This window comes from Eubacterium callanderi (assembly GCF_900142645.1).
GTDB lineage: Bacteria > Bacillota > Clostridia > Eubacteriales > Eubacteriaceae > Eubacterium > Eubacterium callanderi.
This window is the reverse complement of sequence record NZ_FRBP01000002.1, coordinates 12,315-39,131: the sequence shown is the minus strand read 5'-3', so window position 1 is coordinate 39,131 and position 26,817 is coordinate 12,315. Positions and strand designations below refer to the sequence as shown.

Annotated in this window: 23 protein-coding genes and 1 riboswitch; of the genes, 18 read left to right on the top strand and 5 right to left on the bottom strand. The window is 51.6% G+C overall.

Features of this window, described 5'->3' with window-relative positions:
• The first annotated feature begins 10 nt into the window (after nucleotides 1–10).
• Nucleotides 11–403 (top strand): hypothetical protein, encoded by a 393-nt coding sequence (locus tag BUC22_RS02335; RefSeq protein ID WP_073382228.1) that lies wholly within the window; start codon nucleotides 11–13, stop codon nucleotides 401–403.
• Between the two features lie 36 nt (nucleotides 404–439).
• A complete protein-coding gene (locus BUC22_RS02330; protein WP_073382225.1) occupies nucleotides 440–1,021 on the top strand; it encodes a DUF6144 family protein in 582 nt (193 codons plus the stop codon).
• Here BUC22_RS02330 and BUC22_RS21370 read toward each other — a convergent pair.
• A complete protein-coding gene (locus BUC22_RS21370) occupies nucleotides 1,005–1,295 on the bottom strand; it encodes a hypothetical protein (protein WP_143163924.1) in 291 nt (96 codons plus the stop codon). The two genes, BUC22_RS02330 and BUC22_RS21370, sit on opposite strands and share 17 nt — an antisense overlap.
• 75 nt (nucleotides 1,296–1,370) lie before the next feature.
• Nucleotides 1,371–1,546: riboswitch (cobalamin riboswitch) on the top strand.
• A gap of 176 nt (nucleotides 1,547–1,722) precedes the next feature.
• Between BUC22_RS21370 and BUC22_RS02325 the strand changes: the two genes are divergently transcribed.
• The 12 genes from BUC22_RS02325 to BUC22_RS02270 all read left to right on the top strand — a co-directional run bounded on the left by BUC22_RS02325 (nucleotide 1,723) and on the right by BUC22_RS02270 (nucleotide 14,913).
• A complete protein-coding gene (locus tag BUC22_RS02325; RefSeq protein ID WP_073382224.1) occupies nucleotides 1,723–2,793 on the top strand; it encodes an ABC transporter substrate-binding protein in 1,071 nt (356 codons plus the stop codon).
• A 2-nt stretch (nucleotides 2,794–2,795) separates the two neighbouring features.
• On the top strand, nucleotides 2,796–3,851 hold the full coding sequence (locus BUC22_RS02320) for a FecCD family ABC transporter permease (protein WP_013379814.1): 1,056 nt from the start codon (nucleotides 2,796–2,798) through the stop codon (nucleotides 3,849–3,851).
• Nucleotides 3,851–4,624 carry an ABC transporter ATP-binding protein gene (locus BUC22_RS02315; protein ID WP_013379815.1) on the top strand — a complete coding sequence of 258 codons (774 nt, stop codon included), beginning with the start codon at nucleotides 3,851–3,853 and terminating at the stop codon, nucleotides 4,622–4,624. The genes BUC22_RS02320 and BUC22_RS02315 overlap by 1 nt, the downstream gene beginning before the upstream one ends.
• Nucleotides 4,625–4,886: 262 nt before the next feature.
• Nucleotides 4,887–6,227 carry a glucose-6-phosphate isomerase gene (locus tag BUC22_RS02310; RefSeq protein ID WP_013379816.1) on the top strand — a complete coding sequence of 447 codons (1,341 nt, stop codon included), beginning with the start codon at nucleotides 4,887–4,889 and terminating at the stop codon, nucleotides 6,225–6,227.
• 134 nt (nucleotides 6,228–6,361) lie between these two features.
• Nucleotides 6,362–7,714 carry a sodium-dependent transporter gene (locus BUC22_RS02305; RefSeq protein ID WP_041689842.1) on the top strand — a complete coding sequence of 451 codons (1,353 nt, stop codon included), beginning with the start codon at nucleotides 6,362–6,364 and terminating at the stop codon, nucleotides 7,712–7,714.
• Nucleotides 7,715–7,866: 152 nt separating this feature from the next.
• Nucleotides 7,867–9,342, top strand: a complete 1,476-nt coding sequence (putP, locus tag BUC22_RS02300) for a sodium/proline symporter PutP (protein ID WP_073382221.1) — start codon at nucleotides 7,867–7,869, stop codon at nucleotides 9,340–9,342.
• A 148-nt stretch (nucleotides 9,343–9,490) separates the two neighbouring features.
• A complete protein-coding gene (locus BUC22_RS02295; protein ID WP_013379819.1) occupies nucleotides 9,491–10,114 on the top strand; it encodes a MarR family winged helix-turn-helix transcriptional regulator in 624 nt (207 codons plus the stop codon).
• Nucleotides 10,115–10,549: 435 nt separating this feature from the next.
• On the top strand, nucleotides 10,550–10,912 hold the full coding sequence (locus BUC22_RS02290) for a VOC family protein (RefSeq protein WP_073382219.1): 363 nt from the start codon (nucleotides 10,550–10,552) through the stop codon (nucleotides 10,910–10,912).
• A gap of 202 nt (nucleotides 10,913–11,114) precedes the next feature.
• The gene (locus BUC22_RS02285; RefSeq protein WP_073382216.1) at nucleotides 11,115–11,879 is read left to right on the top strand and encodes a DeoR/GlpR family DNA-binding transcription regulator; all 765 of its coding nucleotides are present in this window, start codon (nucleotides 11,115–11,117) and stop codon (nucleotides 11,877–11,879) included.
• Nucleotides 11,880–11,892: 13 nt separating this feature from the next.
• Entirely contained in the window at nucleotides 11,893–13,191 is a 1,299-nt protein-coding gene (locus BUC22_RS02280; RefSeq protein WP_073382214.1) for a four-carbon acid sugar kinase family protein, read from the top strand.
• 4 nt (nucleotides 13,192–13,195) lie between these two features.
• Complete coding sequence (gene pdxA, locus BUC22_RS02275; protein ID WP_013379824.1) at nucleotides 13,196–14,197, top strand: 4-hydroxythreonine-4-phosphate dehydrogenase PdxA; 1,002 nt, start codon at nucleotides 13,196–13,198, stop codon at nucleotides 14,195–14,197.
• 53 nt (nucleotides 14,198–14,250) lie between these two features.
• Nucleotides 14,251–14,913: a cyclase family protein gene (locus BUC22_RS02270; protein WP_013379825.1), complete on the top strand. Its 663-nt coding sequence runs from the start codon at nucleotides 14,251–14,253 to the stop codon at nucleotides 14,911–14,913.
• Between the two features lie 52 nt (nucleotides 14,914–14,965).
• On the opposite strand, the gene BUC22_RS02265 is transcribed toward BUC22_RS02270, so the two are convergent.
• The 4 genes from BUC22_RS02265 to BUC22_RS02250 form a co-directional block, all read right to left on the bottom strand.
• Nucleotides 14,966–16,189, bottom strand: coding sequence for an FprA family A-type flavoprotein (locus BUC22_RS02265; RefSeq protein WP_013379826.1), 1,224 nt, complete (start codon nucleotides 16,187–16,189; stop codon nucleotides 14,966–14,968).
• 3 nt (nucleotides 16,190–16,192) lie between these two features.
• Nucleotides 16,193–18,115 (bottom strand): acyl-CoA dehydrogenase family protein, encoded by a 1,923-nt coding sequence (locus BUC22_RS02260; RefSeq protein ID WP_073382212.1) that lies wholly within the window; start codon nucleotides 18,113–18,115, stop codon nucleotides 16,193–16,195.
• An 82-nt stretch (nucleotides 18,116–18,197) separates the two neighbouring features.
• Nucleotides 18,198–18,602, bottom strand: a complete 405-nt coding sequence (locus BUC22_RS02255; protein ID WP_013379829.1) for an RrF2 family transcriptional regulator — start codon at nucleotides 18,600–18,602, stop codon at nucleotides 18,198–18,200.
• A 179-nt stretch (nucleotides 18,603–18,781) separates the two neighbouring features.
• Nucleotides 18,782–19,303 (bottom strand): hypothetical protein, encoded by a 522-nt coding sequence (locus BUC22_RS02250; protein ID WP_073382209.1) that lies wholly within the window; start codon nucleotides 19,301–19,303, stop codon nucleotides 18,782–18,784.
• A 220-nt stretch (nucleotides 19,304–19,523) separates the two neighbouring features.
• Between BUC22_RS02250 and BUC22_RS02245 the strand changes: the two genes are divergently transcribed.
• The 4 genes from BUC22_RS02245 (at nucleotide 19,524) to nifJ (ending at nucleotide 26,721) form a co-directional block, all read left to right on the top strand.
• Nucleotides 19,524–20,036: an HDIG domain-containing metalloprotein gene (locus BUC22_RS02245; protein ID WP_013379831.1), complete on the top strand. Its 513-nt coding sequence runs from the start codon at nucleotides 19,524–19,526 to the stop codon at nucleotides 20,034–20,036.
• A gap of 45 nt (nucleotides 20,037–20,081) precedes the next feature.
• Nucleotides 20,082–21,287, top strand: coding sequence for an isocitrate/isopropylmalate family dehydrogenase (locus tag BUC22_RS02240; RefSeq protein WP_013379832.1), 1,206 nt, complete (start codon nucleotides 20,082–20,084; stop codon nucleotides 21,285–21,287).
• A gap of 127 nt (nucleotides 21,288–21,414) precedes the next feature.
• A complete protein-coding gene (gene pap / locus BUC22_RS02235) occupies nucleotides 21,415–22,902 on the top strand; it encodes a polyphosphate:AMP phosphotransferase (protein WP_013379833.1) in 1,488 nt (495 codons plus the stop codon).
• 282 nt (nucleotides 22,903–23,184) lie between these two features.
• Nucleotides 23,185–26,721 (top strand): pyruvate:ferredoxin (flavodoxin) oxidoreductase, encoded by a 3,537-nt coding sequence (nifJ, locus tag BUC22_RS02230; protein WP_073382207.1) that lies wholly within the window; start codon nucleotides 23,185–23,187, stop codon nucleotides 26,719–26,721.
• Nucleotides 26,722–26,817: the final 96 nt, after the last annotated feature.

Genomic DNA, 26,817 nt, shown 5'->3' with positions numbered 1-26,817 from the left:
AGAATCGATTGTGAAATCAAGAGCGCTTTTTTACGCTGTCTGCGGCGCTGCCATCCTCTGCCTGATAGCGGCCGTGTTTTTTGGCCTGCGGGGTAATACCACTAAAACAAAGGTGGTGATCGACAAGCCCTCACCCTGTACACAGGAGCAGATAGAAGCCGCGGCGCATGCTGTTAAACGGGACTTTCAACGGCATTTTGGCTGGGAGCTTCTCGAGCTGACCTACGAGGACTGCGGTGTCTTGGAAAATGGAAAAAGCACTGTGCTTTTTAAATCAGTGATCCGTACCGGCTTCCTGACAGATGGCAGCGTCCCGCCGCGCAGTATGGTGTATTGGCGCTTTTGGGTTGCCCAACGGCCTGAAGGCAGTGGCTGGTATGTGGTGAGCTGTGGGTATGGGTAAAAGCCGTGCCCCAGAGATTGATAAGCGAGGTGAAGCATGAAAAATTTTAGTATGCCGGAAACGGTCAGTCCGTTTTTGGAGCAGGAGGAGCTGGAACGGTTAAGCCAGAGCCTTGAGAAAAACGTCTCCCGGGAAGAGGCAGAGGCATTCCTTCGCCGGGTTCCGCTGCGGCCAGGGGCAGCGCCCGAAGAGAGAGCCAGGTGGGTTGAGCGCCTGTCAGAGGAGCTGGAGACAAACTTTGACCAGGAGACCATTGTCAAAATAAGAATGGGCTGCCACTGCAACGAAAATGGCCGGCTGGAGGAAACCGCCGAGACTTTCAAGGCGCTATACCAGTCCAAAGGGCAGGATCTGGCACGCTTTGTCAGCCACCTCAACGAGAGCGGGGCGGGCTGGAGCATCAAGGGCGGCGCACTGTATACCAGGATGTTTACCTGCGAGTGTCCCATGCTGGAAAGGGCCGGGACCTCCCCATCGCTGACCTGGTGCTATTGTACTGCCGGGTACAGCAAAGCCTTCTTTGAAGCCGTATTTGAGCGCCCGGTGGAGGTCGAGCTGCTCCAGACCATCAAGCAGGGGCATGACTGCTGCCTGCTGAAGGTTACAGGAATCCTTTAAAATAAAGCGGATAAAATGCAATCTTAAGCCCGGGGGCGAGCTGTTCCTTACGCTCATCTCTAAGAGTAGCTATGGCTATAAACAGGCAGACAGCAGCCGGCGCGTTGACGCCAACACCCTGCTCTCGGAAAAAAGCGGTACTGAGACGGGCGTGCCCCACCTCTATGTGGATCTGGCCGACATAAAACGCTTTTTTAAAGCCTGGCACCTTGAGGACAGCCTGAGAGAATCCTGCGTCTATAACCCTGCGGAGCCGCAGTATTACAGCAGCCACTGGAGCCTTATCGTCAGAAAATAAATCTCCCCGGTTGGATATTGACAAGTATAATAGAAGCAGGTATAATGATAAAAACAGAATAACCTTTGAGGTGCTTAGCAATAAGAGAATAGGGAAACCGGTGTGAGTCCGGTGCGAACCCATCACTGTAAACAGGGACAAAGCCTGAAAAGCCACTGGAGCAATCCGGGAAGGCGGGCCGCGGAGGAGCTGTAAGCCAGGAGACCTGCCTTAAAGAAGAAATACGTGCAGGGGGAGAATGCAGCGGCGTGTTTGGATAAACGAAATCTCGGAAAATGGGACCGATGAGCAGAGTGCTTATCGGTTTTTTTATTTGCCGAAAAGTTAGATGTGCCTGTGTTTTCTGGGAGATGTTGACATCCAAAAGGATTTAACATAAATTTTTAATTTAATGGAGGAAAAAATGAAGAAGAGAGTGATTGCACTGATGTGCGCGTTGCTTCTGCTGGTTCCGGTCTTTGCCGGATGCAGCCAGAGCGGGGATTCGAGTGAGGCGAAAAGCATTACCGTGGTGGATGATACTGGGCGCGAGGTAACCATTCCCCAGCCCCTTGAGAAAGTGGTGGTGGCCAACCGCTACAATTCTGAGCTGATCCGCGGGATCGGCGCCATCGACAAGGTGGTGGCGGTGGATAAGAACACAGCCCAGGACCGTGTGTACTGGAGCCAGTTCGACCCGGATAATGTTATCGGCAAGGGCCAGAGCGAGCTGAATTATGAAAAGATTGCCGAGCTGGGCGCCCAGGTGCTCATCACCCCGGACAACGGCACATGGGAAGAGGACATTAAAAAGCTGGAGCCCTTCGGCATTCAGGTTGTCGTGGTATCCGGCTATAACAATGCCGAGCTGCCAAAGGAAATCGAGATTCTGGGCAAGCTGTTTGGCAAGGAAAAGGAAGCCGAGAAGCTGACAAAATTTTACCAGGATAACATGGACATGGTGGCCGAAAAAATCAAGGACGTCAAGGGGACCAAAAAGGTGTACTGGGAATACGGCGACCCAAATACCACCTGCATACCGGGAACCAGCAATGACGGCTGGAACAGCATGCTTTTAAACGCTGGGGCTGTCAATATTTTCGGCGACCCTACCATTACCGGCAAGACCATTGACCCGGAAAAGATTCTGTTAGAGGACCCGGACCTTATCATCAAGACTTCATCTGGCCCGGCCCTCAAAAATACCGGCGTCTACACGCCGCCCACAGCGGAGGACTACAGCACCATCTCCACCGAAATGCTGAGCCGCGCAGGCTGGTCCGATCTAAAGGCGGTCCAGAATGACGATTTCTATGTGACAACAGGCTTCTGCGCCGGCGGACTGGGCAAAATGATCGGGACGGCTTATACCGCGAAATGGTTATACCCTGAGCAGATGAAGGATGTTGACCCCGACGCGATCTTTGACGAATGGATGGAAATCCAGGGGGTTGATCCGGTAGAAGGGCATGTTTTCCAGGTTAAGCATCAATAGTGATGGAAAAGCAGCAGACATTAAAAGCCTATCATAAAAAAAGAGCGGCGCTGATGCTGGCAGCAGTGATCCTTTTGATCATTGCTGCTTTTTCCAGCTGCTTTGTCGGCGTTGCCAATGTGACCGTGGGGCGGGTGTTTGCGACCCTGCTGCCCGGCGGCCACTTTATGGGTGCGGCGGCGCTGAACCAGACCGAGCTCACTGTGCTCATGCAGCTGCGCCTGCCGCGCATTACCATGGCGCTGGTTTCCGGCATCGGCCTGGGCATCAGCGGCTTGGTCATGCAGGCCATCACCGGCAATAAGATGGCAAGCCCCTTTACTACCGGGCTTTCAAACGCCGCGGCCTTCGGGGCATCGCTGGCCATTATTTTCGGCTTTACGCCCTTTGGCAGCAATCAGGTGGGCACTGTCATGATGGCCTTTGTGCTGGCCTTTATCTGTGCCGCCATGGTGTACGGCATCGCCTCGGCCAAGGGCATGGGAAAAACAACGATTATCCTGATCGGCATTGCCCTCAACTATTTCTTTTCAGCCCTGAATGCCAGCATGCAGTATGTGGCCAACGAGCAGCAGCTCTCCGCCATTGTCCACTGGACCTTTGGCAGCCTTTCGGAGATCACCTGGGAGCAGATTCTCGTGGTCTGTGTTATTCTGCTCCTGACCTTTCCGTTTATCGTCCGTTTTGCCTGGCATTACAACCTTTTATCCACCGGGGATGAAAGCGCGGTGGCCCTGGGCGTCAATGTCATGCGGCTGCGGCTGCTTTCGGGCATTGCGGTCACGCTCATTTCATCGGCCATTGTCAGCTTTACAGGCGTTATCGGTTTTGTGGGGCTGGTGGCGCCGCATATCGCCAGGCTTCTGATCGGCGGTGACTACCGGGCGCTTATACCGCTCACCGCCCTCTCGGGCGCGATCCTGCTCATCGCGGCGGATACAGTGGGCCGTGTGGCCGTCTCGCCGGTGATCATTCCGGTGGGCATTGTGGTCTCCTTTATCGGGGTTCCGGTGTTTATCTATTTAATTGTAAAAGAACAGAAAGAGCGGTTGGTCTGATGAAGATTACAATCAAAAATTTAAGCTTTGGCTATCGAAAGACCCCTATTTTAAAAGGCGTGAACATCGAGGTGGCGCCGGGAAGGCTGTGCGTGCTGCTGGGGGCAAACGGGGCGGGTAAAAGTACCCTGATCAAGTGCGTCAACGGGATCCTGAAGCCCGAAAAAGGGGAGATATACCTGGATAACACCGACCTTCTGAGGCTGCCGCAAAAGGAAAAATCCAGGCGCATCGGCTATGTGCCCCAGAGCACCGAGGTGGAGGACAGCGGTCTGAATGTTTTTGAGATGGTGCTGTCCGGGCGTGTGCCCCATATGAAGGGTAAGATGAAGGACGCCGATTATGAGATTGTCCGGTCCGTTCTTGAGAAGATGTCGCTCAGCGATTACAGTACCAAGCTTTTAAACCAGCTGAGCGGCGGCGAGCGGCAGCGGGTTTTTATCGCCCGCGCCCTGGCCCAGGAGCCTGTGGTCATGCTTCTGGACGAACCCACCAGCAACCTGGATTTGCGGTACCAGCTGGAAACCATGGAGATCGTCCGGGGCCTCTGCCAGGATAAGGGAATGACGATTATGGCGGTTATCCATGACGTCAACACCGCGGTCACCTTTGCTGACCAGGTGGTGCTCATGAAGGACGGGAACATCCACGCCACCGGGCATCCCGATGAAATTCTGAACACAGAAAGTCTGGAGCGTATTTTCGATGTCCGCGTTGAATTCGCGGCCTATCAGGACAAACAGTATGTGATTCCCAAGCGCTGCGCGGGTTAAAATTAAGCGAATACACATTTACCCGCCGGGCGGTCAATAAAAAACAGTCTGGCGGGTATATTTTTTAAAGAAAGGCTTTTAAATCCGATGAAATTTATGCTATAATAGGCATGTAAAACGATTACTATCTTGTGCTAAAATAAATAATTGTAAATTCGGTGATTTTCCTTGATCTTTTCGCCGCTTATATTACAATTATAAGGTAACCGTACAAATAGTGAAAACCAATGTTTAAATTAATTATTTATCAGGAGGATAAAATATGAGTATTCGATTTGATTATTCCTATGCGGGACTGTCTCAGGAAGAATTGGACAACAAGGCGGCACAGATCAGCCTGGCGGACAAAATGTTAAAGGAAAAAACAGGCGCCGGCAGTGATTTTTTAGGCTGGTATGATTACCCGGTGGCTTACGATAAGGAAGAATATGCCCGTATCAAAAAAGCGGCTGAGAAAATCAAGGACTCCTGCGATGCGTTTATCGTCATTGGCATCGGCGGCTCCTACCTGGGCTCTAAAGCGGTTATTACCGCGCTTACCAGTACCTTTTTCAATGAAGAAACAGACCGAAAAGCTCCTAAGATTTATTTCGCCGGTGAAAACATCAGCGGCAAATATATGAAAGACCTCATCGACCTGGTCAAGGATCAGGATATCTGCGTCAATGTTATCTCTAAATCCGGCACCACGACCGAGCCGGCCATCGCTTTCCGTTTCTTTAAGGAAATGCTGGAAAAAAAATACGGGAAGGATGGCGCCAAGGACCGTATCTTTGCCACCACAGACAAGGAGCGGGGCGCCCTTAAGTTCCTGGCCGACCAGGAGGGCTATGAAACCTTTGTGATTCCGGACGATGTAGGCGGCCGCTACTCGGTTTACAGCGCTGTCGGCCTGCTGCCCATCGCTGTTGCGGGGATTGATATCGACGCTTTCATGGACGGCGCCAAATCTGGCTACGAGGAATACGGCGTGGATTCTGTCGCCGATAACGCCTGCTACCAGTACACCCTTTACAGAAGCTGCCTGTACAACCGCGGCAAGGCCATTGAGATTTTGGTGGATTACGAGCCGTCTCTGCGCTATTTCTCCGAGTGGTGGAAACAGCTTTACGGCGAGAGCGACGGCAAGGATGGCAAGGGCCTGTTCCCGGCGTCTGTCCATTTCTCGACCGATCTGCACTCTGTGGGGCAGATTATCCAGGACGGCCATAAAAATATTTTTGAAACCATTCTGGCAGTGGACGAGCTGGACGGCGATATGACGGTGGGGCACGAGGAAGCAGATCTGGACGGCCTGAACTACCTCGAAAACCGCACCATGCAGGATGTCAATGAAAAGGCCTTTTTGGGCACGCTGCTGGCCCATGTCGACGGCGATGTGCCAAACGGCGTCATCTACCTGTCCAGGCTGGACGCTTTCCACATCGGTAAGCTGGTCTACTTCTTTGAAAAGGCCTGCGGTCTGGGCGGCTACCTCCTGGGCGTTAATCCCTTTAACCAGCCGGGGGTCGAAGCCTACAAGAAAAATATGTTTGCCCTGCTGCACAAGCCAGGCTACGAGGAGCTGACCGAAGCGCTGGAAAAACGCCTTCCCAACAAATAAAAACACGAACAGAGATCGGCGCAAAATTGCGCCGATCTTTTTTTGTGCGGCTGTGGCTGTCCGATGCGAAAACACCATTGGCAGAACGGAAGGATTATGGTAAGATAAAGAAATTGGAAGTTAAAGGAGGAATTATGGAAAAAAACGAGAATCAAAAGCCCGAGAGCAGGCACACCCATCAGAACGGCGGCTTTACCAACAGCCTTGGGTTTGTGCTGGCCTGTGTCGGCTCCGCCGTTGGGCTTGGTAATATCTGGATGTTTCCCTACCGGGTGGGGCAGTACGGCGGCGGCGCATTTTTAGTGCCTTATATTTTATTTATTGTTATATTCGGCCTGGTGGGCCTCTCTGCAGAGTTCGCCATCGGCCGGCGCGCCAAAACTGGAACCCTGGGAGCCTATGAGTATTGCTTTAATAAAATCGGAAAAGGAAAGCTGGGGTACATTCTGGGCTGGATTCCGCTGCTGGGATCTCTTGGGATTGCCATCGGCTATGCCATCATCGTGGGGTGGATCATCCGCGCCCTGGCCGGATCGGTCACCGGCGCCATCCTCAACACAGACGCGGCGGTTTACTTCAGCCAGGCGACAGGCAATTTCGGCAGTGTGCCGTGGCACGTGCTGGTCATTGTCATCGCGGCGGGCATCCTCATGTTCGGGGCCACTAAAGGGATCGAGAAGATCAACAAGATTTTAATGCCGTCTTTCTTTATTCTCTTTGCCATCCTGGCCATCCGCGTGGCCTTTCTTCCGGGTGCGGCCGAGGGCTATAAATTTCTGTTTATGCCGGAATGGAGTGATCTGCTGAAGGTAGATACCTGGGTCATGGCCATGGGCCAGGCGTTTTTCTCGCTGTCCATTACAGGCTCAGGCATGATCGTCTACGGTACCTACCTGAACAAATCCGAGGATATCCCCAAGGCCTCCATGCGGACGGCCATGTTCGACACCCTGGCGGCCATGCTGGCAGCGCTGGCCATTATGCCCGCTGTTTTTGCCTTTGGCATTGAGCCCAACGCGGGCCCGCCGCTTATCTTTATCACGCTGCCCAACATCTTTAAGCAGATGCCCTTCGGCCAGCTCTTCGCGGCGGTGTTTTTCCTGTCGGTGGCCTTCGCGGGCATTACCAGCCTCATCAATATGTTTGAGGCAGTGAGCGAATCGCTCCAGACCCGTTTCAGGCTGCCGCGCAAGGCCGCGGTTGCCCTGTGCGCGGGGGTGGCGCTGCTCGTCGGTCTTTTCCTTGAGGCAGAGCCGAATGTTGGCTCCTGGATGGATTTCATTACCATTATTGTCGTGCCCTTCGGCGCAGTGCTGGGCGCTGTGTCCATCTACTATATTCTGGGTTACAAGGACATTAAGCAGGAGCTGGAGCTGGGAAGAGAAAAGCCCCTGGGCGCTTATTTCGGCCCGCTCGCCAAGTATGTTTATGTACCGCTGGCAGTGGTTGTATTTATACTCGGCCTGGTTTATGGCGGTATAGGCTGATTCCTTTAAAAGCCGGAGAAAGGCAAGCTTCTCCGGCTTTTATTTTTGAGGACTTATACATAAAAATGAAAGAATATGCAAAATTGCTTTACTTTAATCAAGTTTTCTAATAAAATAAGTACATTAATATTTTTTTAAGGAAGCGAGGAGTTATGAGTACGATATTAAATCCTGAATTTATTATTTTTGTGATCTATCTCATCATGCTGGTTGGCATAGGACTCTATTTCTACAAAAAGACCTCGAGCATTGAGGGGTTCCTTTTGGGAGACCGTGGTCTGGGCAGCTGGGTTACCGCCTTTTCTGCCCAGGCCAGCGACATGAGCGGCTGGCTGCTGATGGGATTGCCGGGCGCCATTTACCTGGGCGGCATGCCAGAGGTATGGATCGGCATTGGTCTGTGTGTGGGGACAATTTTGAACTGGAAGTTCGTGGCCGCGCGCCTGAGAACCTACACAGAAAAAACCGATTCCCTGACCCTGTCCACCTTTTTTGAAAGACGGTTTAAAGACCCGACCGGAGCGATTCGTGTGATTTCTGCACTGATCATTTTAATCTTCTTTACCATTTATTCATCCTCGGGTATGGTGGCCTCCGGCAAGCTGTTCCAGATGATGTTCGGCATTGACTATACCACCGCGGTATTGATCGGCGCGCTGGTTATTGTGGCCTACACCTTCCTTGGCGGTTTCCTGGCTGTGTGCTGGACCGACCTGATCCAGGGGGTTCTGATGATCATTGCCATTGTGGTGGTGCCGATTCTGGCCATGAGCCACCTCGGCAGCATGCAGCCCACCCTGGACGCCATGGCGGCCCAGGGCCTGAGCATGAACCTGCTGGGCGGGGGAATCTCGGTCATGGCCATTATTTCGGCCGCGTCCTGGGGTCTGGGCTATTTTGGCCAGCCTCATATCCTGGTCCGCTTTATGGGGATCAAGAGCATCAAGGAGCTGCCAAAATCCATGACCATTGCCATTGTCTGGGTTATCATCGCCCTGACCGGCGCGATCTTTGTGGCGCTGTTGTCCATTCCGCTGTTCCCAGGCCTGACAGACGGCGCCCAGGAAACCGTGTTTATGCTCATGATCCGCAAATTCTTCCCACCGTGGATCGGGGGGATTTTCCTGGCGGCGATCATGGCAGCCATTATGTCCACCATTGATTCGCAGCTGCTGGTTTCCTCCTCGGCCCTCACCGAGGACCTGGCCCGCATTTTCTTTAAAAAGGAGCTGACGGAAAAGCAGAGTGTGAATCTGGGACGTCTGTCGGTAATCATCATCGCAGTCATTGCCCTGTTCATGGCGCTGGTACCAAACTCCACGGTTATGGGGCTGGTCTCCTACGCGTGGGGAGGCTTTGGCGCGGCCTTTGGCCCGCTGGTGCTCTTTGGCCTGTATTCTAAGAAAACAAGCTGGAAAGCGGCCCTGTCGGGTATGATTGTCGGGACGCTGACGGTCATTATCTGGAAGCAGACCGGACTTGGCAGCACCCTGTATGAGATCGTGCCAGGATTTTTACTGAATGTGATCACCATCCTGATCGTCAATGCCTTCTCCAAACCGGATGAGACAGCAGAAACAGAATTCGACGAAGTGCTGGAAGAAATGAAAGCCATCAGGGCTGAATAAGAAACACAGAGGACGGCTGGAAAGCAGCCGTCTTTTTTTATGCCTTTAATTTATTTAAGGTACCTGTATAAAATTCTTGACATATATAACAGGTACCTGTATAATAAAAAGCATAAGGTACCTGTTATAAATTAAAGGAGGTCACAAAATGGACGAAAAAGAGATGGAATTATATGAGAAGCTGTCAAGGCTTCAGTGGCTTATACAGCGCAGCCGCCTGAAAGATCATGTTAAAAACGGCCCGGTAGGGGACCCGACACGGGGCCAGGGCAGAGTGCTGGCCATGCTCAGGATACAGCCTGAAATCAGCAGTAAGGACCTGGCCTATCTGCTGGGCATACGGCAGCAGTCCCTGAACGAGCTGCTGAACAAGCTGGAAAAAAAAGGCTACGTGACCCGCGTACCCTCAGAGACAGACCGCAGGGTTATGCTTGTCCGCCTGACCGAGCAGGGAAAGCAGGCCCAGGACCAGAACAGCGAGACAGACGACGCCGGAATTTTTGACTGCCTGTCGCCCGGGGAACAAGACCAGTTTAACGCATACCTGGACCGGATGATCGCAGCCTTTGAGGAAAAGTGTGGCGACAGCATGAATGACGGCACCAGAGAATGGATGCGCGGCGCCTGTGAGCGTATGGGTAAAGAACAGTTCGAGCGGCTCATGAACATGAGGATGGGCGGCCGCTCCTTTGGAAATCACTTTGGGCAGGGCGGCCCGGGCTTTGGACCCTTTGGCGGCTTTGGCAGACCTGGTGATCCAGAGGACGAATGATCCGGCAGCTCCACGAGGCAGCTGTTTTTAAAGCCGAAAAGGAGGGATGTGTATGTTTTCAGCAATAGCCCTGTGTTTTTACGGCGTTTACCTGATCTGTGAAGCCTATAAGGCGGACAGAAGCCAGGTTCAGCAATAATAATCATGATGGAAAAGACAATATGCCCAAGGGGAAGCTCCCAATAAAGCGGTATTGTCACAGCATACGGCATGGCCAGTTTTTGGCGATGCCGTTTTGCTGTTCGCGCTTTGATTTCGGCGTGCTTTCTGACAACAGCGGGGGAAGGGCGGTAACAGAATAGACGGAGGAGGCGGCTTATGGTAGAATGTGGGCAGGGCAGGAGTCTGCGCTGCGCTGGCCTTCTCTGCCGATGCGTTGGACTGGAGATTGTATGCTTTTGTGATTGAATAAAAAAATGATAGGATGGTGGAAAGATGATAACAGGATACTACTGCACAAATATTTTTTCTGAGCAAGCGAAAGAGCTGATCGCGTTTTATACGCAAATGCTGGAGATCCCTTTTATTAAGACCGATGATGACAATTCAAATGGGGTTTATCTTGGTTTTATGGAAAACGCGCCCACTCTTTGCATATGGGACTGCAAAAAATGCGGCGTAGAGCCGACCGGGCGTCAATCCTTTGTATTTCAAACAGAAACCCTTGATTTAACAATGGAAAGCCTGAAGAAAAAAGGGGTCTCCCTGTCGGAAGCTGTCCGGTATGATTGGGGAACTTATGAGGTCCGTTTAAAGGATATCGACGGAAACGAGATCGTGATCGCTGAGTTTGTATAAGCGGTGGACGGTCAGCACAAAGCTGATCGTCTGCCTTTTATTTTGCGTTCAGGTGTGTTTGAAAATGCTTAAAAATGATCAAATATGTTCTTTTTAAATTGACAACACCCTGAAAATGCGTTATGATAAACAAAAGAAAGCATAGATAATCATAGTTAAACAGAATGACCGGTTCAAGTGTGACCGGATAATGAGGGAAGCCATGTTTCCAATAGAGAGAAGAGAAAAAATAATCGAAAACCTTGAGAAAAACGGCAGCATCACAGTTGAGGCGCTGGCCCAGAAGCTCGAGGTCACGCCCACGACCATCCGCAGGGATCTGAAATACCTGGAGGATAACGACCGCATTACCCGTACCTTTGGCGGAGCAGTGGTAAAGGAAGGGCTGGTGGAGGAAATCGCGGTTTCCCAAAAAGCCAGCGCTTATCAGGCCGAGAAAAAGCGCATCGCCAGGGAAGCCGAAAAACTGGTGGAGGACGGACAGACCATTGTGCTGGACGCTGGCACCACCAATATGGAGCTGGCTCTGCTGCTGGCCCGCGGTACGAAGCAGATCAGCGTGGTGACCGATGATATCCTCATTGCTGCCAGGCTGCTGGATGCGCCCCTTGTGGACGTCCACTGCACGGGCGGCCATGTCCAGAAGGATGTGGGGGTATGCCTCGGCGGACACGCTGAAGCCTTTTTTGAAGGCATCAACGCAGACATCGCCTTTCTGGGGGCCAGCGCTGTGGATGTGGAAAAAGGCGTGAGCTCACCGTCCATGGAAAAGGCAGCGCTGAAGCAGCAGATTCTGGAATGCGCCAGAGAAAAGGTGCTGCTGTCGGACAGCTCAAAGTTTGGCCGGGTCAGCTTTGCCAAAATCTGCGGAATTGACCGCTTCGACCGGATTATCACCGATGCGGGGCTGGACCCCGAGAGCGAAGCGCAGCTTATGGAAACAGAAATCGAATGGATTAAAGCATAGGAGGAAAGAGCAGATGGCAAGGGCAGTAATCATCGCCGACGATTTGACCGGGGCCAATGTTACCGGGGCCCTCCTCAGAAAAAACGGCTACCGTTTCGCGACCTTTCGGCACGGCGTACCGGTCGGGTCTGAGGTTTTAGCAGACTATGACGCCGTGGCTGTCAGCACAGACAGCCGGGGCATCGGGGCGGGGGCGGCCTATGACAGGGTGAAAAGGACTGCGCAGGCCTTTGTGCTGCCTGAGGGCTGCTTTTATCAAAAACGGATCGACAGCACCCTGCGGGGCAACATCGGCGCCGAGACAGACGGCCTGCTGGACGCCCTTGGCGGTGAAGCCGTCGCTCTTGTCTGCGCGGCCTACCCGGATGTGGATAAGCTGGTGGCCGGAGGCTATCTCTTAATTGAGGGAAACCTGCTGGAGCGTACCGGGGTCAGCAAAGACCCTAAATGCCCGGTGACCCTGTCGTCGGTCCAGGCTATACTGGAAAAACAGACCCGCTACCCGGTCGGCACTGTTGGTATGGATATCGTGTCCAGGGGAGCGGAAGCCATCCGGGGAGAAGCGGAAGCGCTTATCCGGCAGGGCGTGCGGATCATCAGCTTTGACGCGGTGGCGGGGGAGGATATCACCGCCATTGCCCAGGCGGGCACAGCCCTTGGCTGTCCCTTTATAACGGTGGACCCGGGGCCGCTGACGCTGGCCTGCCTGAACGCGGAAAAAAAACAGCGCACCCGCAAGCGCGTGCTCATGGCCATTGGCAGCGTGGTGCCCATTGTCAGACAGCAGGCAGCAGCCTTTGAAGCTTTTTTCAAAACCGAGCTGGTGCAGGCCGATGTGCTGGCCCTGCTGGATGAAAACCGCAGAGACGCCGAAAAACAGCGAATATTCAGAGCTTTGGACGCCTGCGCGCAGCACAGTGACTTTGTGGGTTTTATGACCGCCAGAGCGGAAGAGGATGTGCTGGACCTCAGGGAGACCGCAGCGCGCTTCGGCTGTGATGTCGAAACCCTGTCCGAACGCATCGGGGCAGCCATCGCGGAGCTGGCCGCCGCCTATCTCGAGGCCCACAGCCGCGAGATACAGGCCCTTTACACCAGCGGCGGGGACATTACCCTGGGCGTGTGCGAAGCCCTGGAAAGCGCGGGCATCTGCGTGCTGGATGAGATCGAGCCCTTTACCATGTACGGGGAGCTGATCGGCGGCCCTTACAGCGGCCTGCCCATTGTGACAAAAGGCGGACTGGCCGGAAGGGTGGATACCCTGCGCAGCGCCATGTCCTATTTACAGATAAAATTAGCCGAAAAGGAGTAAGAGAATGAAACCAATCATTGCAATACCTATGGGAGACGCGGCAGGCATCGGACCGGAGATTACCGTCCGGGCCCTGGCCGATAAGATGATACAGGACATTGCCCGCTGTGTGGTCGTGGGCGATAAGGACGTGCTGGAGGACGCCATCCGCGTAAGCGGTGTGGATTTAAAGATCAAATGTATCGAGGAGCCAGCAAACGGCGACTACACACCCGGTGTTCTAAACCTCATCGACCTTGACAACATTGACATGAACACCCTCAAAATCGGAGAAATCCAGGCCATGACCGGACAGGCGGCCTATGAGTATATTAAAAAAGCCACAGAGCTGTGCCTTGAGCGCAAGGCAGACGTACTGACCACCACGGCCATCAACAAGGAATCCCTGAAGCTGGCAGAGGTGCCCTACATCGGGCATACCGAGATCGTAGGCGCCCTGACAGGGACAGAGAATCCGCTGACCATGTTCCAGGTCCGGAACCTGCGCGTGTTTTTCCTCACGCGCCACGTCTCACTGAGAAAGGCCTGTGATTTGGTGACAAAGGACAGCCTGCTCACATTTATCCACGACTGTGTGAAAGCGCTGGAGGTGCTGGGTGTTAAGAACCCGAAAATCGCCGTGGCAGGTTTAAATCCCCACAGCGGTGAGCATGGCCTGTTCGGAACCGAGGAGGTCGACCATGTGATTCCGGCGGTTGAGACAGCCAAAGCCAGGGGCATTGACATTGAAGGCCCCATCGGAGCGGATTCCGTCTTTTACCAGGCCTTAAACGGCCGCTATGACGCGGTGCTCTCCCTGTATCATGATCAGGGGCACATCGCCACCAAGATGGTGGATTTTGAGCGCACCATCTCCATTACCAACGGGATGCCTATCCTGAGAACCTCGGTAGACCACGGCACAGCGCTGGACATTGCGGGCAAGGGCATCGCCAGCCCGGTCAGCATGATTGAGGCTATCCGCCTGGCCGTAGAGTACGCGCCCAATTTCAAGCGCGAGTCCTAAAGTTTGCAGGCAATGTAAGCATTGCAAAAATATATTAAAATACGGGGGTATTTATGATGCAGAAGTTTGAAAAAGTGTTTGACATGTCACAGCCGGTATTTCACAATTGTCCGGGATGGCCCACCTATGAGCTCACAGAGGTGACCTATGAGGCCATTAACCCAAAGGACGGCTTTACGGCAGAAGTCTTTAAGATGAACGCCCATACCGCCACCCACCTGGACGCGCCCTTCCATTTCTTCCCGGAAGGCAAGAAGATTGATGAAATGCCCATTGAGGGCTTCCAGGGCGAAGCGGTAATCATTGACCTCCGGGGCATTGCGCCGGATACAGGCATTACCAGCGAGCACCTGAAACCCTACGCGGACAAGATCAAGGAGGGGGACATTGTCCTCATGAACACAGGTTGGTGCAAGAAGAGAGCCATGACAAAGGAATACTATTACCAATGGCCTTACCTCACTGGCGAAGGCGCAGAATGGCTGCATGAAAAAGGTGTAAAGGGCGTTGGCATCGACGGCCTGAGCATTGGCGGATGGGGACCGGATAAGGGGCCGCAGCCCCATGTGGTTCTGCTCTCAAAGGAAGTATGGCTTCTGGAAGAGATCGACTTTCCCGATGAGGTGATGGCATATGAACGGGTTTACTTCTGCTGTTTCCCGCTCAAGCTCCAGGGCTTTGGCGGCGCACCGGCAAGAGCTGTCGCCATGGTGTAAAAAAGAGATACAAAAAGATCGGCGCAATTTTGCGCCGATCTTTTTATGACTCTTATGCTTCGGGTGATTCCATGGATTCAAGGATCGCGTCCACAAGCATGTCAAGCTCTTTTGCTTTTTCAGGATGGAGAGCAGAGGCCATGGACAGGCGGTCATTGATGACGGTCATGTCCTTCAGTTCATTTTCGACAAATTCCTGCATTAAATCGCCGGAGCAGGGAGCCCAGGAGCCATTTTCCACAATGGCGACCGTACGGTTCTGCACGTTCAGGGCCTTCATGTCCATCAGGAAGTTATGCATGGCCGGGTAAATGCCGAGGTTATAAGTCGTCGAGGCGAGAACCAGGTGGCTGTATTTGAAGCTTTCAGAAATGAGCTGGGATACATGCGTCGAGGACACATCATACATGACCACATTGGTCATGCCCTTGTCGCAGAGACGGGCAGCCAGGGCCTGGGCAGCGCTTTCCGTGTTGCCGTACATTGACGCGTAGGCGATCATAACGCCCTTTTCCTCCGGCACATAGCGGCTCCATAAATCGTATTTTTCGATAAAATACATCAGGTCCTCGCGCCAGACCGGCCCGTGAAGCGGGCAGATAAATTTGATCTTGTCAAGAATGCCGGCAGCCTTGCCCAGCAGAAGCTGTACATGGGGGCCGTATTTTCCGACAATATTGGTCAGGTAGCGGCGGGCGTCGTCAAGCCAGTCACGGTCAAAATCCACCTCGTCAGCGAAAAGCTTGCCGTCCAGGGCGCCAAAGGTACCAAAGGCGTCAGCAGAGAACAGAGCCCCGTTTGTCACATCAAAGGTGACCATGGCTTCGGGCCAGTGCACCATGGGCGCGAAAACAAAGGTGACCGTGTGCCTGCCGAAGGAGAAGGTATCGCCCTCTTCCACGACTATGCAGTCATGGTCGTCGACGTGAAAGCCAAACTGGCGCATGAACAAAAAGGCTTTTTCATTGCTGATGATCTTAATCCCCGGGTATCGGATCAGGATTTCTTCTATACTGGCCGCGTGGTCGGGCTCAAGATGGTTGATCACAAGGTAATCCAGGGATTCACCCTCCAAAACAAACTCAAGGTTTTCTAAGAGCTGGCGGCAGGCCGACCAGTCGACCGTGTCAAAGAGTACATTTTTTTCATCGCGCAGGACATAAGCGTTGTAGCTGACGCCGCGCGGAATGGGATAGACATTTTCAAACAGGGCCAGGCGGTGGTCGTTGGCCCCAACCCAGATTAAGTCCTCGGTTACATTTCTAACTGCATACATTGATTAGGCCTCCTTTTTGGCGATAATAAATTCAGATTTTTCGGCGCCGCACAGCGGGCAAACCCAGTCTTCCGGAACATTTTCAAACAGTGTGCCCGGAGCGATGTCATTTTCCGGATCACCCAGATCGGGAACATATTCATAGCCGCAGCCGCCGCAGATATAGGACGGGCCAGCCGGCGTCGGCTTTGGCGCCTTTGGCCTTTTAATCTTGACCATTTCGGGGGCGGGCTTTTTCTCGCCGGTGCCCAGAGCTTTGGCTAAAACAGGCAGAACCTCGTTCACATCACCTACAATGCCATAGTCACAGTTTTTAAAGATCGGCGCGTTGCCGTTTTGGTTGATGGCGACAATGGTGGAAGCGTCCTTGATCCCCTTGAGATGCTGGATCGCGCCGGAGATACCGCAGGCAATATACAGGTTGCCTGAGAACTTCTGTCCCGACATTCCCACATAGCGGTTAAGGGGCACGTATTTTAAGGTTTCAGCCACTGGCCTGGAGGAGCCAATAGCAGCCCCGGCGGCCTTTGCCAGATCTTCGATGAGCTTCATGTTTTTCTTGTCGCCAATGCCCACACCGGCCGAAACCACACGTTCAGCGTCGACAATAGGGGTGTCGATGGGAATCCCGACAGAGAAATCATAGCCGTCTTTTTCAAGCGCCGCGACCAGGGCGTCAACCTTTGCCTGAATATCACCGTCTTTCAGAATAATGTGCTTGCGAACGCCGGTGATGGGCGCGGGCTTTTTAGGCGCGCTGCCGGAGCCGCCGGCCTTTTTTGGGGGCTTTCCCAGAATATGGGAGGCGATGACAACGCGCTGGATTTCGTTGGTGCCTTCATAGATGGTCGTGATCTTGGCGTCGCGGTACATCCGCTCAACCTCCATGCCCTTCAGGTAGCCGGTGCCGCCGAAAATTTGAAGGGCGTCATTGGTGACCTCCAGAGCGATATCGGAGGCATACTGTTTAGCCATGGCAGATTCCATGCCGTAAGGCTCGTGGCATTCCTTCAGCTCAGCCGCCTGGTAGATGAGCAGTCGGGCAGTGTGCAGCTTGGTGGCCATATCTGCGATTTTAAAGGAAATGGCCTGCTGGAAGCCGATGGGCTTGCCAAACTGAACACGTTCCTTGGCGTAGGCTACCGCTTCCTCAAAAGCGCCCTGGGCGATCCCCAGCGCCTGGGAGGCAATGCCGATCCGGCCGCCGTCCAGGGTTGCCATCGCGATTTTAAAGCCCTGGCCCTCTTCGCCTAAAAGGTTTTCCTTGGGAACCTTCACATCATTGAAAACCAGCTCGGCAGTGGAGGAGGAGCGGATCCCCAGCTTGTCGTAGTGATCCCCGAAGGTGAAGCCTTCCCAGCCCTTCTCAACAATAAAGGCGGAGATGCCGCGGGTTCCGATATCAGGTGTGGTGACCGCGAAAATAACGTAGGTGTCGGCTTTTGGCGCGTTGGTGATGAAAATCTTATTGCCGTTGAGCAGGTAGTGGTCACCCTTGTCAATGGCAGTGGTTTCGGTTCCGCCGGCATCGGAGCCTGCGTTTGGCTCCGTCAGGCCAAAGGCGCCGATTTTTTCACCTTTACACAGGGGGATTAAATATTTTTGCTTTTGCGCTTCGTTTCCAAAGGCGGCAATGGGCCAGGTCCCAAGTGAGGTATGCGCCGACAGAATAACGCCGGTTCCGCCGTCGACGCGGGAGAGCTCTTCAACGGCAATGGCATAGCTCAAAACGTCCAGGCCCTGTCCGCCGTATTCCTTTTCAAATGGGATACCCATTACGCCCATTGCGCCAAGCTGCCTGATGGCTTCGTCCGGAAACATATTTTCCTTGTCCATCATAAAAGCATGGGGCTTCACTTCTTTTTCAGCAAACTCACGAATTTTTTTGCGCAGGGCTTCATGCTGCTCGGTCGTTTTAAATAACATCATAGATCCTCCTTGAAATATAAATGAATCAATACCATATATTGGATAATTTTTGTCCAATATTGCCGAAAAAACCATGCGGTCACCCGCATTTTAAAATTTCTTCTAAGCTACTGGCCTTCAATCGGTCGTTGAGCTCTTCCTGGATAACCATGAGGTGATTATGAAAACAGCAGCTGCCGTGTTTTTCACACCATTCGCAGCGATAGCCCGATTCCATGCAGGGGGACAGAGAACAGCTTCCATCAATGGCGCACATCAGATCATACAGAGATATGGCGCTGGTCGGCTTATTAAGGCTGCAGCCGCCTTCGCTGCCGCGGGCGATACTCACCAGGCCGGCGCGTTCCAGCTTTTTGATGATTTTGTAGGCAAAGGCCTTTGGTATTTGTTCCTCGTCCGAAAGCTGGCTCACAGAACGGCGCTCGCCGTCGGCCAGAGAACGTACAAGTCTCAATGCATAATCGGTTTCTCTCGTAATCAGCACAAATGTAATCCTTTCAAATTTATAAACTCATTATAGCAATGTGGATAAAAATAGTCAAGTATAAAAAATTGTCATTTTCTTTTCTGGATAAAAGGCGCAGCCCCGGGCAGCGTGTCTTTCTGACAGCCTGAAAAAGATCGGCACAATTTTGCGCCGATCTCGGGTTAAGCTTATCTGGGTCAGGCCAGCGGTGCGCAGGGGCAGGCAGTCAGCCTTTCGTCATCCGCTTCAATGGTCTCGCTGACACTGATGGGATTTTCAAAATGCAGGGCGCCGCCGCAGACGTCGGCATAAACGGTGAGCACGACCATGCCGTCGCCCTCGGGATGCCTGGTATCGTCGCAGATACCACCCATACGGCAGCGATCCGTCACGTTCAGCTTAAAGTTCTCCGGTATAATCACATTGACGCCGCCATTTCTCACCTCAATGTCCAGATCGTATTGCTTTTTGTCGGCTTTCACCTGGGAAAGGTCAACACTCATGCCGCCGCAGAAAACGCCGATCTTCATATCCTGCATGGGCACGTCACCCACGATTTTATTTTTACCGCCGCAGATAACGCACTGGTCCAGAGCGTTTCCGGTCTTATCCATGCTCTCCTCAAAATCATGGCCTTTTTTCAGAACACAGGCGAAAAAGGCTGTGGAGGCGGCAAAGGTAAAGGCCGCGGTGCCGAGTAGTAGGTCCTTGAATTTCATGTTAAATCTCCTTGCATATGATGTTATGATTAATAATAGCACCTTTTTCTTTAAAATAGAATAGGGGCGGAGGATTCTTAACCGATTTAAGCGAAGATGATTATGAAAACGTTGCTGTATACAATTTTTAATCTAAAATTAAAAAAGTGTGGTATAATAAGTGCAAAGCTTTATTCAGACAGAGTAAGCAAAATAACAAAGAATGTGAGATGCAGAACATTTGGAATATATATATAAAAGAAAATACAGTGAAGAATTTTTGGAAATCGTCAGTGACATCATCGATCATCCTAAATTTCAGGAGCTGAGAGACATCGACCACCATGGCAATGGGCTTTACGCGCATTCGGTGGCGGTTGGCTACAACTCATACCTCATTGCCAAAAAGCTGGGCCTTGACTATGTCTCAGTGGCGCGCGGCGCGCTACTGCACGACTTCTTTTTTCAGGACTGGCGCGATAATGAGAAAGACGGCAGGGGATTTGACCGTATCCGTCAGATGCACGGCTTCAGCCATCCCAAGACAGCGCTTAAAAACGCAAGGAAATATTTTAATATCAACGATAAAGAGGCAGACATGATTGTCAAGCACATGTTCCCGCTCACCATTACCCCGCCCAGGCACCGCGAAAGCTGGGTGGTCACAGCGGTGGATAAGGGTGTTGCCATTAAAGAGATGGTTTGCGAGCATACTCCGCGCAAGCTGTACTACAAGTTAAGATTTCAAGACTAGCCTGGCTTAGTTTTTTAAATAAAATAGAGATTCTGGAGGAAGACATTGGGTTTGAAACATTTAGAAGAGATTGAAAAAGCAAAAGCACATTTTGGTAAAATTCTGGAAGAACAGTTTACGCGTATTGACCGCATGAAAGCCGAAAGCGAATTTGTCGACTATGCGTCTAAAGATCAAATTGTGATCGGGATTGTCGGCGGCGACGGTATCGGCCCTTTCATTACCGCGGAGGCCGAAAAGGTCCTGGCGTTTCTGTTAAAGGATGACGTGGAAAAGGAACGCGTTGTCTTTAAGGAAATCGACGGCCTGACCATCGAAAACCGTGCAGCCTGCGGCAAAGCCATTCCAGACGATGTCCTGGCAGAATTAAAGGAATGTGACGTTATCTTAAAAGGACCAACCACCACCCCGAGAGAAGGGGATAAATGGCCGAACATCGAGAGCGCCAACGTGGCCATGCGCCGCGAGCTGGATTTGTTCGCCAATGTGCGTCCGGTCTCAGTTCCCGAAAAGGATATTGACTGGACCTTCTACCGTGAGAACACCGAGGGCGGCTACGCAGTCGGCAGCAAGGGCGTCCATGTCAATGACGACCTGGCCATTGACTTTACCGTCACCACCCAGGAGGGCTCAGAGAGAATCATCCGCGCGGCTTTTGACTACGCGAAAAAATCCGGTAAAAATAAGGTGACAGTGGTCACCAAAGCCAATGTCATCAAAACAACCGACGGCAAGTTTTTAGATACCGCCAAGGCCATCGCGAAGGAATACCCGGAAGTGGAAATGGACGACTGGTATATTGACATCATGACCGCCAAGCTGGTCGATGAAAAACGCCGTTCCCAGTTCAAGGTGATGGTACTGCCCAACCTTTACGGCGATATCCTGACCGATGAGGCGGCTGAGTTCCAGGGCGGTGTTGGCACCGCGGGCTCTGCAAACATCGGCAAGCGCTACGCCATGTTTGAAGCCATCCACGGCTCAGCGCCGAGAATGGTCGACGAGGGACGCGGCCAGTACGCAGATCCCTGCAGCATTATCCGCGCTGCCGGCATGCTGCTCGAACACATCGGCTATATGGACGAAGCCAGAAAGCTCCAGATGGCTCTGGACATCTGCGGCAATTTTGAAAAGAAGCTGGAAATTACCGGCCGGGATACCGGCGCCACCGGCGCGGAATATGCCGAATACCTGATGAAGACCCTTTCTCAGGATAATCTGGAAGAAGTATTTAACAGCTATCAAAAATAAATCAGCATTTGAGAAAAGACTTGTTTCGACAAACAAGTCTTTTTTAGTCGGTTTTTATATAAAATTTAGATTGACCGTATATAATAGAAGCGATCGTGCAATAAATCCCGATGAAGGAGCGATGCGTATGCTGGAAAAATTAAATCTTGATGTTGAAGTTGAAAAAGCGGTTTATAAGGAAGAAAAAGATGCCCTCTCCATTAAGCTGGGCGCCCTGCAGCGCCGGATAAAGGAGCTGGGAATACCCGTACTGATTATTTTTGAAGGCTGGGACGCCGCGGGCAAGGGGACGCTGATCAACGACCTGATGATTCCGCTGGACCCCAGAAGCTTTGTGGTATACAATGCCATCAAGCCCAACGATGACGAAATCAACCGGCCCCTGCTGTGGCGCTACTGGACCAAAACACCAGAAAAGGGACGGATGGTCCTGTTTGACCGCAGCTATTACAGCGATCTTGTTCACCGGCCAAAGCTGGACAAGGGTGAACTGAAGCTGCTTCTGCACCAGGCCAATGATTTTGAGAAGGTTCTGGCACAAAACGGGACAGTCATCATTAAGTTTTTTATCCATATCAGCCAGAAGGAGCAGAAAAAGCGCTTTGAAAAGCTGGAGGAAAATCCATCCACCAGCTGGCGCGTGACCGGGGAGGACTGGCGTGAAAATAAAAACTACGATAAGCTTTATAAAAAGCTTAATCACGCGCTGGAGGCCACCGATACCGACTGCGGCCCATGGACCCTGGTGGAGGGCCATCATAAGGACTACGCCTGTCTGAAAATTTACAACACCCTTGCGTTCCGGCTGGAAAAGGAAATCGAGAAAGTGGAAAACGCCGAAAAGCCAGTGCTACAGCCCCTTATCTCAGCAGAGGACGACCCATACCGCACCCCGGTGCTGGAATCTGTGGACATGGACAAGTGCATGGACCGGGAGACTTACAGGGAAGAACTGAAAAAATGCCAGAAAAAGCTGCGGGATCTCGAGTATCAGATTTACAGCCGCCGTATCCCCGTCATTATCGGCTTTGAGGGCTGGGACGCCGGAGGCAAGGGCGGGGCCATCAAACGCCTTTGCGAAAACCTGGACCCCAGGGGCTACCGTGTTTATCCCACTGCTGCGCCCACCAGCGAGGAGCTGGCCCATAACTGGTTATGGCGTTTCTGGAAAACGGTGCCCAAGCGCGGGCATTTCAGCATCTACGACCGCACCTGGTACGGTCGGGTGATGGTTGAGCCCATCGAGGGCTTCTGCACTGCCGACGATTACCGCCGGGCATTCCGGGAGATCAACGATTTTGAAAAACAGCTGACCGATTTTGGGGCAGTGGCGCTGAAATTCTGGATGAACATCAGCAAGGACGAACAGGAGAAGCGCTTCAAGGAGAGGGAAAACGATCCGGACAAGCAGTGGAAGATCACCGATGAGGACTGGCGCAACCGCGAAAAATGGGACGCCTATGTGGTGGCTGTGGATCGGATGCTATTAAAAACCTCGACCGAAAACGCGCCATGGATCGTGGTGGAGGGCAATGACAAATACTACGCCCGCATCAAGGTGCTGAAAACCGTCATCGAGGCCATCGAGAAGAAAATAGCAGAGCTGGATGCCTGAAAAATGGAAAGAAGCGCTGTTTTAAGCGCGAAGTGAAAAGAATGGCGCTGAAAACCTGTTCAAAACGGCGAAGAGGCGTCAAAATTTGTCCAAAAAATACCCGAAATCAAAATTTTACCTGTCAAATTTTTAACAGAGATTTCTGTACGGAAAACAGGACAAAAAATTATCCGAAAAGGTGTGTATACACCCTAATTGAATTGTGTTATAATCGTTAAAGGTAAAAATTTGTTATACACAATTAATACATTTTTAAATGCTTAATTTCTAAGGAGGAATATCATGTCCAAAACAATGATGACAATGGATGGGAACCAGGCTGCTGCTCACGTGGCATACGCCTTTACTGAAGTAGCTGGCATTTTCCCAATCACCCCGTCTTCCCCAATGGCTGAACACGTTGACGCCTGGTCTGCACAGGGAAGAAAAAACATTTTTGGAGAAACCGTCAAAGTATCTGAAATGCAGTCTGAAGGGGGCGCCGCTGGTACAGTCCACGGTTCTTTGGCTGCCGGTGCTTTAACAACAACCTTTACAGCTTCTCAGGGTCTTTTATTAATGATCCCGAATATGTATAAAATCGCCGGTGAATTATTACCAGGCGTATTCCATGTATCTGCCCGTACACTGGCTGCTCACGCTTTATCAATCTTCGGCGACCACGGCGATGTTATGGCCTGCCGCCAGACTGGTTTCGCTATGCTGGCCACCGGTTCTGTACAGGAAGTCATGGATTTAGGCGGCGTTGCGCATTTAGCTGCCATCAAATCAAGAATTCCGTTCTTACACTTCTTCGACGGCTTCAGAACCTCTCATGAAGTTCAGAAGGTTGAAGTTATGGATTATGAAGCTTACAAGAAAATGGTTGACTGGGATGCGATTCAGGCATTCAGAGACCACGCTTTAAATCCGGAACACCCTGTAACAAGAGGTACCGCCCAGAATGGCGATGTCTTCTTCCAGGCACGTGAAGCCTGCAATAAATTCTACGATGCTGTTCCAGACATCGTTGCAGAATACATGGACAAAGTCTCCGCAGAAACCGGCAGAGAATACCACCCGTTCAACTACTACGGCGATCCGGATGCTGAAAACATCATTGTTGCAATGGGTTCAGTTACAGACTGTATTGAAGAAACCATTGACTACCTGGCTGCGCAGGGCGAAAAGGTTGGTGTGCTGAAAGTACACCTGTTCAGACCTTTCTCTGAAAAATACTTCTTTGAAGCATTACCGAAAAATGTTAAACGTATCTGTGTCTTAGACAGAACAAAAGAACCTGGCGCTCTCGGCGATCCTTTATACCAGGATGTCTGCACCATTTTCTACGGCAAGGAAAACGCGCCTCTGATTATTGCGGGCCGTTACGGCTTAAGCTCCAAGGATACCACTCCTGGCCAGATCAAGGCTGTTTATGACAACCTGAAATTAGATACACCGAAAGATAAATTCACCATCGGTATCGTCGATGATGTTACCTTCACCAGCCTGGAAGTAACAGATAATATCCACACTGTTCCAGAAGGAACTAAGGGCTGTAAATTCTGGGGTCTGGGTTCTGACGGTACTGTCGGCGCCAACAAAAACTCCATCAAAATCATCGGTGACCACACCGACTTATACGCTCAGGGTTATTTTGACTATGACTCCAAGAAATCCGGCGGTATCACCGTTTCTCACTTAAGATTCGGTAAACAGCCGATCAAGTCACCATACCTGATCGTTAACTCTGACTTTATTTCCTGCTCTACACAGGCTTATGTACACCAGTATGACCTGTTAAACGGGCTGAAAAAAGGCGGCACATTCTTACTGAACACCGTTTGGTCTGTCGATGAGCTGGGCGAACGCTTACCAGCAAGCATGAAACGCTACATGGCTGAAAATGATACACAGTTCTATATCATCAACGCAACCAAGGTTGCAGAAGAAATCGGTCTTGGCCGCAGAACCAACACCATCATGCAGGCAGCCTTCTTCAAACTGGCCGACATCATTCCAATTGATGACGCGGTTAAGTTCATGAAGGAAGGGATCATGAAATCCTACGGTAAGAAGGGTGACAAGATCGTCAATATGAACTATGAAGCTGTTGACGCTGGTATCAACCCGGATATCTTAACCAAGGTAGAAATTCCTGCTGACTGGGCAAATGCACAGGACGAAGCAGTAGAAGCCAAAGACGAACCAAAATTCGTTAAGGAAATCCTGCGCCCGGTTAACCGCTTTGAAGGCAACAGCATTCCAGTTTCCGCTTTCGTCGACAATGAAGATGGTACTTACATGGCTGGTTCTTCCGCTTATGAAAAACGTGGTATCGCTGTAAATGTACCGCAGTGGATTCCGGAAAACTGTATCCAGTGTAACCAGTGTTCCTTCGTATGCCCGCACGCTGCGATCCGCCCAGTATTAATGGACGAAGCTGAAAAAGCGGCTGCTCCGGAAGGCTTTGACAGCATCAAAGCGAACGGTAAACAGTTCGATGGCTTACAGTACAGAATCCAGGTGAGCGTATTAGACTGTACAGGCTGCGGCAACTGTGCTGACGCATGTCCGGCTAAGACAAAAGCTCTGGAAATGAAACCTCTTGAAACTCAGGAAAATCAGGTTGCTAACTGGGAATATGCCACAACTGTTCCAGTTAAAGACGACCGCATGAATAAATACACCGTTAAGGGCAGCCAGTTCTGCCAGCCGTTGCTTGAATTCTCCGGCGCTTGTGCTGGTTGTGGTGAAACACCATACATCAAGGCTGTTACCCAGTTATACGGTGACCGCATGATGATCGCCAACGCTACCGGCTGTTCTTCAATCTGGGGCGCTTCCACACCATCCACACCATACTGCAAGAACGCTAAGGGTCAGGGTCCTGCATGGGCAAACTCCCTGTTCGAAGACAATGCAGAATATGGCTTCGGTATGTTACAGGCCAGCAACAAGATCAGAGAAACCCTTGCGAACTACTTAGCAGCAATCGCGGAAACTGCACCTGAAGCAGTTAAAGCAGCCGCAAACAAGTGGATTGAAAATAAAGATGACGCAGAAGGTTCTAAAGAAGCATCTGCCGAATTAAAAGCCGCTCTGGAAGGCTACTCTGTAGACGACCAGGTACTGGCAGATAAACTGAAATTCGTTAAGGACAACGCAGATCACTATGTCAAGAAATCCGTATGGGTATTCGGTGGTGACGGCTGGGCTTACGATATCGGATACGGCGGTTTAGACCATGTATTAGCCTCCAAGGAAGACATCAATGTATTCGTTCTGGATACAGAAGTTTACTCCAACACTGGCGGCCAGGCTTCTAAATCTACTCCGACCGGTGCCGTTGCACAGTTCGCAGCATCCGGCGAAAGAATCAAGAAAAAAGACCTTGGTATGATGGCAGCTACCTACGGCTACGTATATGTTGCCCAGGTTGCCATGGGTGCTGACAAGAACCAGTACATGAAGGTATTACAGGAAGCGGAAGCTTATCCGGGTCCATCCCTGATCATTGCTTACGCGCCATGTATCAACCACGGTATCAAGGGCGGTATGGGCCGTACCCAGTCTCATGAAGCAGATGCTGTTGCATGCGGCTACTGGCACTTATACCGTTACAACCCAATGCTGAAAGCCGAAGGCAAGAACCCATTCACACTGGATTCTAAAGAACCAGACTTCAGTAAATTCCAGGATTTCATCAACAGCGAAGTTCGTTACACCTCATTACGTTTAAGCTTCCCAGAAGTTGCTGATCAGTTATATGAAAAAGCACAGGAAGAAGCTGAAGAACGCTATGCAGGCTACAAACGCATGGCTGCGCAGGAATTCTAATCTAAGCTAAAAGTACAAAGCTCCCGGGCTCCATATGGAATCCGGGGGCTTTTTTATGGTTATTGCCGGTGCAGATAAAGTTTTGCGTTTGTCTAT